Origin of the sequence: Niabella insulisoli, assembly GCF_039652435.2 — a bacterium.
Lineage (GTDB): Bacteria > Bacteroidota > Bacteroidia > Chitinophagales > Chitinophagaceae > Niabella > Niabella insulamsoli.
Window position 1 is genome coordinate 3,478,574 of sequence record NZ_CP190246.1, and the last position, 12,156, is coordinate 3,490,729.

At 44.0% G+C, this 12,156-nt stretch carries 8 protein-coding genes; all 8 read right to left on the bottom strand.

What is annotated here, in order from left to right; all coding sequences use genetic code 11:
- Window positions 1-176: 176 nt before the first annotated feature.
- The 8 genes from ABDK00_RS14525 to ABDK00_RS14560 all read right to left on the bottom strand — a co-directional run bounded on the left by ABDK00_RS14525 (window position 177) and on the right by ABDK00_RS14560 (window position 12,098).
- Window positions 177-2,534, bottom strand: a complete 2,358-nt coding sequence (locus tag ABDK00_RS14525) for a TonB-dependent receptor (protein ID WP_346236649.1) — start codon at window positions 2,532-2,534, stop codon at window positions 177-179.
- A 194-nt stretch (window positions 2,535-2,728) separates the two neighbouring features.
- The gene (gene fusA / locus ABDK00_RS14530) at window positions 2,729-4,879 is read right to left on the bottom strand and encodes an elongation factor G (protein WP_346236648.1); all 2,151 of its coding nucleotides are present in this window, start codon (window positions 4,877-4,879) and stop codon (window positions 2,729-2,731) included.
- A gap of 332 nt (window positions 4,880-5,211) precedes the next feature.
- On the bottom strand, window positions 5,212-5,619 hold the full coding sequence (locus tag ABDK00_RS14535) for an META domain-containing protein (protein ID WP_346236647.1): 408 nt from the start codon (window positions 5,617-5,619) through the stop codon (window positions 5,212-5,214).
- Between the two features lie 317 nt (window positions 5,620-5,936).
- The gene (locus ABDK00_RS14540) at window positions 5,937-7,256 is read right to left on the bottom strand and encodes a mechanosensitive ion channel (RefSeq protein ID WP_346236646.1); all 1,320 of its coding nucleotides are present in this window, start codon (window positions 7,254-7,256) and stop codon (window positions 5,937-5,939) included.
- Window positions 7,257-7,478: 222 nt separating this feature from the next.
- The gene (locus ABDK00_RS14545; protein WP_346236645.1) at window positions 7,479-8,246 is read right to left on the bottom strand and encodes an META domain-containing protein; all 768 of its coding nucleotides are present in this window, start codon (window positions 8,244-8,246) and stop codon (window positions 7,479-7,481) included.
- 133 nt (window positions 8,247-8,379) lie between these two features.
- Window positions 8,380-9,861: an arginine decarboxylase gene (locus ABDK00_RS14550; protein ID WP_346236644.1), complete on the bottom strand. Its 1,482-nt coding sequence runs from the start codon at window positions 9,859-9,861 to the stop codon at window positions 8,380-8,382.
- Between the two features lie 170 nt (window positions 9,862-10,031).
- On the bottom strand, window positions 10,032-11,207 hold the full coding sequence (locus ABDK00_RS14555) for a hypothetical protein (protein WP_346236643.1): 1,176 nt from the start codon (window positions 11,205-11,207) through the stop codon (window positions 10,032-10,034).
- Between the two features lie 78 nt (window positions 11,208-11,285).
- Window positions 11,286-12,098 (bottom strand): hypothetical protein, encoded by an 813-nt coding sequence (locus tag ABDK00_RS14560; protein WP_346236642.1) that lies wholly within the window; start codon window positions 12,096-12,098, stop codon window positions 11,286-11,288.
- Window positions 12,099-12,156 lie beyond the last annotated feature (58 nt).

Sequence of the window (12,156 nt, forward strand, 5' to 3'; positions counted from 1 at the left end):
TTATAATTTATCACACATAAAATTTTCATCTCTGTGATTAATATGAAAATTTCACAATAACCCCTTTCAGCAATTTAGTCACGATCAAAATTTAAAGAATGCTAATTGCGGGGTTATAAAAAAATCCCCGGCGCTTTGCCAGGGACTGTAAATTCATTCTTTCAAAATTGAAGCACTTATAATCTTACATTGAGCGTAAGCCGGAAGGCAGCGCCTTTTCCTTTAATATAATTATCATTCAATGCAGTCCATTGAGAACGCACGGTGAAATAATCTTTGTTGAGCATATTTTCAATACCAAGATTAATGGACGTGGCTGAAGATAGTTGGTAATGCACCGACGAGCTCCACAAACCATAAGGATTGATAGGGCCTTTGGAATAATCGTAAGACCCATTGCTGTTTCTCTCAAAGCGATCCCTTTTCATAATGCCGGTATATTGTAAAAGCAAATTTAATTTGCCAGGCAACACTCCGTATTCGATATTACCGGTAAGCATCGGCGGCGCAATGCGCGGACCGGGCAAATATTCATCAGCCGGTCCATCATAATTCCCATCGTCGTCTGCGTCTAATTTTCCTTCTACATAGCTATAATTCACGCTTGCTTTCAAATTGCTTCTGATTTGATAATCGGCCGTAAGCTCCACGCCATAAATACGTTCGGGCGCCCGCACAACCACAAATGCACCATCTTTAAAAACGCTATTAGCGCCCAGGCTCGACTTGCTGATATAACCAGTGGCTTCAAATCTGAAATTTTTAAACTTGCTGACAAAACCCGTTTCGTAACTGTTTACAATAACGGCCTCTGTATTGATTTTTGAAATGCTGTCTACTCTTGCCGAGCGAAGTACCACGCCGACATCAGAAACGCTGAAGCCTTGTGAGAAACTGATATAAGGCGAGAAATAATCGGACATATTATATCTTAATCCCGCATTAAACATTAACGGGTTATAGTTTAACTCACCCCCGGTGACATGCATCGATTCTGTAACGGCACCTGTCGTAATATTTTTTGAAGGCAAGGTTTGGTAATCCTCAACACCGATGTTCACATGCTCATATCTCAGCCCTCCTTTCAGAATCAATTTATCAAACAGCGTAAAACGCGTTTGTAAAAAAGGGGCCATGTTTTTCATATTCATTTCGGGTACCCAAATACGCCCGTCCACGAGCGGTTGCGACGTAATATCCCTTTGGGCGTCGACGCCGTAGGTCAGGGCTGCATCCAGGTTTGCAGCGCTAAAGGGCGTATTGAATACCAGCCTTGCGCCATGCTTTTTTGATAAAATACGGGAGATGCCGCCGTCCACAAATGACTCGGAATAAAAAAATACGTTGTCAACACTTTGATAATAAAAATCAGCGTCGTAGTGCGTATTTGCCACGCCGGTTTCACCTGAAAAAACGAGGTTTAAATTATGATTACCCTTCACGCCCTGCGGCACACCGCTCGCCTGGCCCTGCTGCGCACTGGTCTTTTTTCCGGCGGCGTAGTCTCCGTTTACGGTAATATAATTGGTGGTTTGACGGCTGGAATAAAAATTATAAGTAGCCTGCACTTTGTGGTTATCATTGATATCATAACCCAGCTTGGCAAAAGCATTGTAGGAGTCCGTTTCGCCCAAGCCATAGATCGGAGGCAGTATATCGCCTTTAGCATCTTTTAACTCACCGGTTTGCTCGTAAACGCCACTTGCCACATAATTCCATTTTCCTTTATCCCCAAAAAACATTTGGCTTACCCGCGCTCCTATGCTGTTCGCTTTCTTAACCAGCGATCCGGTCGCGCCCAGTGAGGTGTGGCTATTGATCAGCTTTCCGGTTTTTTCAGTCCGGGTGAAATAATTGATCAAACCGCCCGCAGCGCCGTTTCCATAAATGGCGGTTGCTCCTTTTACCACTTCAATCCTTTCAATAACAGCCGGGTCTAAAGCGCGCAGGTCCATCGCTCCGTTGCGTAAAGGGGTGGATTGAGGCACTCCATCTACCATGATCAGCAGGCTGCGGCCGCGAAGTGTTTGTCCGAAGTTGCTGCTCAAACCCGAGCTGGGCGCCAGGCCGGGCACCCGATTTTCGAGTATGGTGGCCAGGTTGGTAGTAATATTCAAATTGTCCTGAATTGCTTTCAACCCCACCACCGTCACCGAAGATGGAATCTGATCGATTGTTTCGCGCGTTCTTCCCGCAGAGACCACAACTTCTTCCAGTTGTTGATTTTGCTCTATTAATACAAAATTTATGGTAAGCGCCTGTCCGGCCGTAAGCGACACCTGCTTTTGCTGCGTTGTAAACCCAGTGGAACTTGCCGCTATGGTCGGCATTCCGGCAGGGACGTTATAAACAACAAACCTTCCGGCATCGTCTGTTATGGCCCCTTGTCCCGACCCGTCGATAGTGATCGTTACCGCAGCCAGCGGCTTTCCGTCGGAGGTTTTGACTGTACCATCTATCACTCCGGTTTGCGCTTTTAAAAGGCTGGTAAAAAATATAAAAATCGTTGTTACAAAAATCTTATCGTTCCGCATTCTTGTCTGGCTTTTAAATGAAGCGCGAAAGTATGACGCCCGACAGGCGTTGTGTTTACGAAATCGGGAAATAATTTCTTTACTACAAAAAGCAACAAAAAACCCCGGCTCAACGAACCGGGGCTTTATTATTTTAAGTGACTATTCACCATTCACTTTTCACTACTCACCATTCTCTTTTCACTTTTCTCTTCTTACGCCGTCACTTTACCTTTTGATTTTGCGATCACTTCCTCAGCGATATTATTAGGCGCTGGGGCGTAGTGGGCGAACTCCATCGTAGAAGATGCACGGCCAGAAGACAAAGAACGCAATTGAGTAACATAACCAAACATTTCACTCAATGGAACTTTAGCTTTAATAACCTGAACGCCGGCCCGAGTATCCATACCTTCCATCAATCCACGACGACGGTTTAAGTCACCAGTAACATCACCCATGTATTGCTCGGGAGTTAATACTTCCACTTTCATGATCGGTTCTAACAAAATCGGCTTCGCTTTTCTTCCCGCCTCACGGAAACCTTGTTTTGCACAAAGTTCGAATGACATCGCATCAGAATCCACAGGGTGGAAGCTTCCGTCGAATATGCGGATTTTCAGGTTATCTACCGGATAGTTTGCCAAAACACCACTTGTCATGGCAGACTCAAAACCTTTCTGAATCGCAGGGATAAATTCTCTTGGAATCGCTCCACCTACGATATTGTTTACAAATTGGAATGACTTATCAGGGTTTTCTTTTTGCCATTCTTCATCCACAGGGCCTAAGCTAAACTGCACATCGGCAAATTTACCACGACCACCGGTTTGCTTTTTCAAAGTTTCGCGGTGTTCGATCGTTGTATTAAACGCCTCTTTGTAAGCCACCTGCGGTGCACCCTGGTTCACTTCTACTTTAAATTCACGACGCATACGGTCGATGATAATTTCAAGGTGAAGCTCACCCATACCGCTAAGGATCGTCTGGCCGGTATCTTCATCTGTTTTTACACGAAGTGTTGGATCTTCTTCAACTAATTTTGCGATTGCCATACCCATTTTGTCAACGTCAGCCTGTGTTTTAGGCTCAACCGCTACCGAGATCACCGGCTCGGGAATGAACATGTTCTCCAGGGTGATCGGATGGTTTTCGTCGCAAAGCGTATCACCGGTTTTAATTTCTTTAAAACCTACCGCTGCGCCAATATCTCCTGCTTCGATAAAGTCAACCGGATTTTGTTTGTTCGCAAACATTTTCATGATACGGCTGATACGCTCTTTTTTACCGCTACGCACATTCAGTACATAAGAACCGGCATCTAAATGTCCGCTGTAGCAACGGAAAAACGCCAGGCGTCCTACGAATGGATCGGTCATAATTTTAAACGCCAGCGCTGCAAAAGGTTCTTTCGCATCAGGCTTGCGCACTAATTTCTTTTCTGAATCTTCCGGATCTGTTCCTTCAATTGCTTCAACATCAACTGGCGAAGGCAGGTAACGGCAAACAGCGTCTAAAGCAGTTTGTACCCCTTTATTTTTGAAAGAAGAACCGCACATCATAGGAACGATGCTCAGGTCAATCGTAGCTTTACGAATCGCTGTATGAATTTCTTCTTCAGAAATGGTATCAGGATCGTCGAAGAATTTTTCCATCAACTGGTCGTCGTATTCAGCAACTGCTTCAACTAATTGTGCTCTCCATTCGTTCGCTTCGTCCACCATATCAGCAGGAATATCGATTTCATCGAAAGTCATTCCTTCTGTTTCCATGTGCCAGATAATTCCTTTCATTTTGATCAGGTCAACGACACCTTTAAAATCATCTTCTGCACCAATAGGCAACTGAAGCGGCACGGCTTTAGAGCCCAGCATTTCGCGAACCTGTTTCACCACGTTCAGAAAGTCTGCACCCTGACGATCCATTTTATTTACAAAACCGATACGCGGAACTTTGTAACGGTTGGCCTGGCGCCAAACTGTTTCTGATTGAGGCTCTACACCATCAACCGCCGAGAACAACGCGATCAGACCATCCAAAACACGCATAGAACGCTCTACCTCAACGGTAAAATCCACGTGACCGGGCGTATCGATAATATTGAAAGAATATTCTTTGGTAGAACCGGCAACAACTTTTCCCTTATCAGTCGGGAACTGCCATTTACAGCTTACCGCAGCAGAGGTAATGGTAATACCACGCTCTTTTTCCTGCTCCATCCAGTCGGTGGTAGCAGCGCCATCGTGTACCTCACCAATTCGGTGAATCATACCCGTGTAACGCAAAATACGTTCGGTTGTGGTGGTTTTACCAGCGTCAATGTGAGCGGCAATACCAAAGTTTCTTTGAAATTTTAAATCTGCCATGATTATTCTTAGTTGAATTATAAACTTTTAAATACTTAAGTTAATGGTTATCAATGTGATTAAAATCAGGTAACTTAAGCCTCTAATTTAAGGCTGCAAAGGTAAGGAAATAAGCATAATTAGTAATTTGATTTTTTTGTAACCAGCAATAGTAGTTCTATCAGCGATTTTGCGACGCTCCTTTGTTTTGTGATATATGCCCGGATGGCAGCAGCTTGCTAGTTTTGACACCAGTATTATGATAAACTTTTGAAGTGTTTAGTCCGCTACATTTTTATCTATTCCTGCTCTGTTTTAAACAAATAAACGGTATATGATAAAAGGTTTGTTTATTATTTCTTTTCAGCCTTTATCAACAAATGCTCATCTCTGCTTTTTATAAAAAGGGTATTTCCCGAGACGCCATAGTTGACAGTTAAATCCTGCAATTTTCGAGCATCATAAGCGATACCATAGCACGCCGGAAGTGTAGTTAGCCCCTCTTCTGTACTAAATATTATCGTATTTTCATTAATTTGATACGTTCCCGAAAAATTATCACAACCGCTCATCAGATATACGGAATCATTTTCAAGAAACCTCAAATAGCCGTCTCTGATATTAGAGGCCTTAGATTTTACAATCCATTCTCCCACAATATCGCCTCCATTTAGCACATATCTATCCTCTTTACTACAAGAATTTAAAATAGCAATAATGGCTAATCCTAATATAGAATATTCCAGTTTTTTATTTTTCATAAAACTAATTTTAAAGGATAACGGATAAAACTTACCATACGCAACATGCGTTATGACTTTCCCTTTTTTTAAAGAGTATCTACGTATTTTGTTCATATATAATCGGAACGATGAACAGTGCGACGCAATGTTGATGCTACCTGTATCGCAGCCCGGTTCATAAGAATCACTTCAATATCCCTAAATCATCAACCTGCTTTTGCGTTGACAGCTCTTTGCATAAACCTATTCGATAAAAAAAGCCTCAAAGATTATACATCGATGAGGCTCGTGCCTGTTCCTGTATGGCGGTTTGATAAACCAGGCCGGTAACCCGGCTATTGGTCTTTGTTCTTTAGCCTGGAAAAGAAACTTTTCACTTCTTCGCCGGCAGCCTCTCGGCCACCTAAACCGAAGGATAGCGCGAAAGCAACCGCTATCGCTCCCAAGCTCAATCCAAAGGCCAGTTCAATTATATTATTGGCAATACCCATCGCGTGAAGCCCCATGGCCAGGAAAATCACAATGATCGCGCCCCTCACAATGGCTGCGGTAAATTTATTCGCCTGTTTATTATTGAGAAAAAGGTTGGTGGCAAAGTTGGCCACAAAATTGCCTAACGCCAGGATAAGTAAACCGAACACAATCTTGCCAGCTACCGCCAGCACTTTATCCAGAATATCCACCACTTCCATCAGGCCCAATTGTTTGGACGCTTCCACAATACCCACGTAGATAATAAAAGCATAGGCCAAATTGGTTATGACTTTAACCAAATCGAATTTTCCCAACACATTGTCAAGTTTTAACTTATGCACCAGCGTGTTCACCTGAAAACTGCGGAGCAAATCGCCCAACAATGATGATATAAACCTGCCGCCAATGGCTGCGGCCAGTAAAATAATCGACGCATAAGCAATGCTCGGAATGGCGTTTATAAATGTATCAAGCATATTAGTGGCGGGGTCGGTGATCACCTGCATGTTCAGCTTCTCTAATGCAATAATCAGAATGGGCACAAAAACCACGATGAAGGCAATATTTTTCAGGATGTTCACAATATCGAAACCGCGAGTATCCACCTGCTTTAGATCTTTGCTTATTTCGGTAACGTTCGTGTCAAATTCGTTTTTGTCTTTAATGTTTGAAATGCTGGGCAGCAACGCTCGTATTTTATCACCGGAGGCGCTGATGAGGTCGGCCACAATTTTCGCCAGGAAGTACCCCACATAAGCGATGATGCCAGCGGCCAGGATATTGGGTATGGCCCCAAAAAACTTAGCCGTCATTTGGTTGAGCGGGGCCAAAACATCGCCGCTAACGCCCATCAGGCTCAATGTCGCCATTAGCACGATGATCATCAACAGGTAATAGACCAGTTTTCCAGCGAACTTCGAAAGCGAGAAACCAGCTTCCGTTTTTCTGTCAACTCCGGCTTTCGCCAAAATATTTTTCACCAGCCTGCCTACAAATTTTGCGATGATATAGCCGATAATCAGCAACAACAGGCCGCCCACTATATGCAATGCCGGACCTGTCAAACCCAGCCATTTTCCAAGATCATAAAACTGGTTGGCTACGGTAGAGGAAGCCCCGTTGAAGTAGTCATCGGCAGGGACGTTTTGTTGTAAACTAAACTTCGAAAATAAGTTAAGCATGCTGTTCTGTTTTTGTTTTTAATAATAGACCCGTTCCGATGAGATGAAGCAAACTACAGTTAGCGCCAGTTATTATGGTAATAATAAAAGACTGTTAGCGATGTTTCCGGAAATGACTTTTCTGGGTCAGTGTCTTTGTGATAGGCCGAAAGATAAGAAAAAAATATCATACGACGAAACGCCGCATGTCAAACAGCAGGTCCTTTTTCCAGGTGGGAGTTTTTAAAGCTGGCTGGTTGCTTCCAGCAACAGTTCATTGTCTTTATCGAACAATTTTAGGCGATTGCCGATAACCTGATATTTGGCGACAAGCGGCAGCACTTTTTTGAAAACGTCGTCGTTTTGCATGGCGCCTGTACAAAATTTTTCCGTTCCGGCCGCTGCTCCGAAATGAATAAGAAATGTGTCGTCAGCGTTCACCGGGAACGAAAACTGGTTGCAACCCACAAAGGCTGCGCCCTGACCGGTATTGGTGAAATCGAGGAAGGCTTTTTTTATGGTAAGCTGTTCATTGTCGGCGTTGATCATCGTTTTTATCCACCACTTCCGGGCGATGGAGCTCTTTTCATCATCAGCCGCTTTGCGCGCTTTGAATAATACGGCGCCTTTGATATCGTAGAGCGTCAGCTGATCTGCTGCCAGTGAAAAAGTGTATACTTTTTTTAAGCCGGCCAGCAGATGATCGTCCGCCGCCTTATCTGTACATGAAGCAAGATGGGTAGTTATATTGTCGATTTTGATGCTGCTGTGATGCCCAAATTTTGGTGTAAAAGAAAAATAATGACACTTGCCTGCAGCGCCTGATTTATAAACGCTTCTCAGGTCGATATAAAGGGCATCAACATCAGTAATTCCATCCGCCAAAGTCACTTTCCATTTGTGGTGCAATCCTTCGGTATGCATCGTACTGGTTAACGGCGCATTTTTATAGCCACAGGCATGCATACACAAAAAAGCAACGATAGCTATTGTAATCCTGTAACTTTTCATACGTATATTTTTTGTTTACAGCCTGGCTGCCATTTTTTTTAATCGGAAAGAGTGCCGTCCAGATATAATCGGAACGATAAAGAGTGCGACGCAATTTCGCCGATAGTATTACTGCCGTCGGGTTACAAAAAATCTATCTCAAATACCCCAAAATCTTCAACATACTTTGCGCCGATTGTTCCTTGGCGTAGACCCATTCTTCCAGGTTACCGTTCTTGTCGTATTCGATAATGACGTGTTTAGGCGAAGGGATCAGGCAATGTTTAATGCCGCCGTAGCCGCTGATCTGATCCTGGTAAGCGCCGGTATGGAAAAAGCCAACATATAAAGGCTCTACATCCTGTTCGCTTTCCTTTTTTTCGAGTTCAAGAGCGTCAACGGGCATCACGCGTGAGTTTCCGACGCCGTAATCGTTTTTGATTTTGGGTAGAAACACCTCATTGATATGCTCTTCGCTGTCGTAATAATCGTGGCCGTCGCAGGTGATGCCGCCCAGCACTACGCGCTGGTATTCGTTATCCCATTTGTTGATGGGCAACATCAAAAACCGTTCGCCAATCCCCCAGGTATCGGGCAACGTGGTGATGAAAGAAGAGTCGATCATATACCAGGTTTCCCGATCATTTTGGCGCTTTTCCCCAATCACGCTATAAATATGCGCCATACTTTCGCCAACTGTGTAGCTGCCAAACTCGGTATAAATATTCGGCACAGGTACTTTTGCCTTTTTGCAGGCCGATTTGATATTGCTCACAATTTCATTGATCATGAACTGATAATCATATTCAAACGCCAGGCTGTGCTTAATCGGAAAGCCGCCGCCAATATTGAGTGAGTCTAATTCCGGACAGATTTTTTTTAGCTGACAATAGAGGTTGATACTCTTGCGCAATTCACTCCAATAATAGATATCGTCTTTGATACCTTTGTTTAGAAAGATGTGCAGCATCTTCAATTGAAACTTATCCTCATTCCCTTCAATCTCGTCCACATAAAACTCCAACACATCTTTTGCCCGAATCCCTAACCGCGATGTGTAAAAAGGGAAAGTTGGCTCTTCTTCTGCGGCAATACGGATACCTATTTTAAAAGGGTCTTTGCTTTTTACACTCCGTTTATAAAGGTTCAGTTCATCCTTATTGTCCAATACCGGAATGACATTTTTAAAACCGCTATTGATCAGCTTTGCAATGCGCGAGGTATAATTTTTCTGTTTAAACCCGTTACAAACAATATTGATGTCTTTCGTGATTTTTCGCCGCTTATACAACTGGTTGATAATATCGATGTCGTAAGCAAAAGAAGTTTCTAAATGGATATTGTGCTTGAGCGCTTCTCCAACCACAAAAGAAAAGTGAGAGCTTTTGGTGCAATACGTATAAAAATATTTGCCTTCATACTTATATTTTTTCATCGCGTTGGCAAAGTACTGTTTGGCCTTATTGATATTGATCCCGATTTTAGGCAGATAGCTAACTTTTAACGGCGTGCCGTATTTTTTTACCAAAGCCTTATAATCTATTCCATTAAAAATGAGATCACCTTTTTTTACTTCAATACCTTCCTGCGGAAAGTTAAAGGTTTGCTCAACCAATCCTAAGTATGAATTATTCATTTGCCATAACGCCGGCTGCTCCGGTACTTATTGATTTAAAATTGCACGCTAAATTAGGAATAATACTGCATTTTCAACAATATTTACAAGCTCCGGGCCAAAAGCAAAACGGGTTACTGCTGCTGCAATAACCCGTTTTAACAAAGGAATATTAAAACCCGGACGAAGCGTTACTCATGCACCACTTTCACCACTTTGGAGACGCGCTTGGCGCCGTCTTTATCAAACTGAACGATCCGAACATATTTGGCGCTTTGGGCCAGGTCGGCTCCCGCTTCCACATCACTCATCTTTTTGGTACAGGCAGCCGTGAAGCTCAAACCGATCATCGCCAGCATCAACCATTTTTTTTGAGAACGCCTGATGCTGCCGGGAACGAATAATAAAAGAGAAAGCAAACCCATACCGGCAATCACCGCACCTGATACAGCCGCTTCAAACTGATAGTTGAGTGTCGTTGCTGATGCGCCGTCTTCTGCCTTGGAGTCTATGAGTCCCAGCTGCTTCCAAACAATACCGTCAACCGAGCCTTCTACTGCAAACTCTTTGCTGTTCGATTCGCTGAGTGTTTGCCAGTCTACGCGTAGCAAGCCGTTGCTGTAGATAGCGCTGATGGTTCCAAACACTGCCGGAAGCGGCTGGCTTACCGATCCGATGCCGATCGCGCTGATATTACTTTGCATCGTGCCGCTCAGCGTACTGTTTTCGGTATTGCCAGATGCGGTTGCCGAACCACTGAGATCGACCCAGTGGCTACCATCCCAGCCTACCAGTCTTAAGTTGTTTTGTAAACCAAAATCAGTCATATCAGGAATACTCACTGTAATGGTTTTACCCGAGGCGTCACCGCTCAGGTCCTGCCAATCCCATTGGCCATAAGGACTAACGCCTACAATCGGGCTTGATAAATTACCAATGCTGTGGGCTCCGCCACTCGCTCCTGTTGAAGTCGGGTCGAGGTTGCCCGAAGGATCGCCTACGATCCAAGCCGTTGCATAAATACCTGTTGATGCTGGAGCCGTGATCGTCAGCGTTCTTAAATCGCTGTTTTGCCCCGTCGGGAAAGTAAAAGAGGCTGCGGCGGCATTATTGCCATAATATTTTACATAACCGTCGATATAAGCAGTACCGTCAGCCGCGTTGGTATAAGTGGCTGCGCCCAGCGCACTGAAATAACCCGGCGAAGCCGAACGGTCGGTGCTCCAGGTTTGGCCGCCGGGAGTTGAAAGGCTTACCGTTCCAAAATTGGCAGCCTCCGAACCACTGAATACGTGGTTGCCTGTTTGGGCAAAACTCCATTGTACAAAGCCAGTTGATAATATAAAAAACGCTATATATTTTAACATATTTGAAAGGAATAGAAGTTGATAAATGGTGTATCGCGGGAAGCAAGTATATCTGCGACCAATGATGTTGGAACATCATTAGTTGCCGATACGGATATAGCTAATCCCCGTGCCCTTACCAAAATACATACTTGTATTTGCGGGCACAGTGCCTCCAACGCCCCATCCAACGCCGAAGTTGACACTTCTTGTGCTCGTATACGTTACCAGGAACGTTGTTCCTAATCCAAAATTGGATTGGGTGGTGTTATTATGCGCAACATTCATGTGGATGCGCGTGTTACCCGACTGATTGGCGAAATCGTTGAAAAAGCTGCTGACGTAAACGCTTGTCGATCCATTGAGAGGCGAAGTTATTCCACCGTCGATGGTGTAGGTAACGAGGTAGGTGCCCGCTGGAATCGTCAGCACATCCGTTCCTGAATTGTAAGAAGCCCCTGGGATTGTGTTGGTCATTACAGCATCGTTGGTAAAATGACTCCAGCCTCCCGAGCCTCCTCTGCTCATATTCTCGGTTTGAGACAATCTTACCGAAATCGCACCCGTAAGAGAAGCGTTGCTGTATTTCAACACGCCGCTTGCATCAGCGACAACATTACGGTCTGAAATCGTCGTCGAGGTTTGCATATTTTCAAATCGAACAGGGTTATCGGTTCCGGTTGAAGCGACATGCAATTTATTCGTCGGTGCTGCACTGGTACCAATACCAACATTGCCGTTATCTTTCTTCACAACAGTTTTTGAGCCGTTGGTAGCCTCTACTTCCAAGTTAGTATTTGAACTAATAGTGGTTGGGTTTGAACCAACTTTTACCTGCGCATAAGTGTTGGTAACAAAAAACATAGAAAAGCTACAAGCAGTTGTCATTAGCAGTTTAGATATTCTTGACATAGGAATCATCTTTGTGTTTAGAATTATTTTTAAAAAACTTCCGCAAAGAGAAGATTTA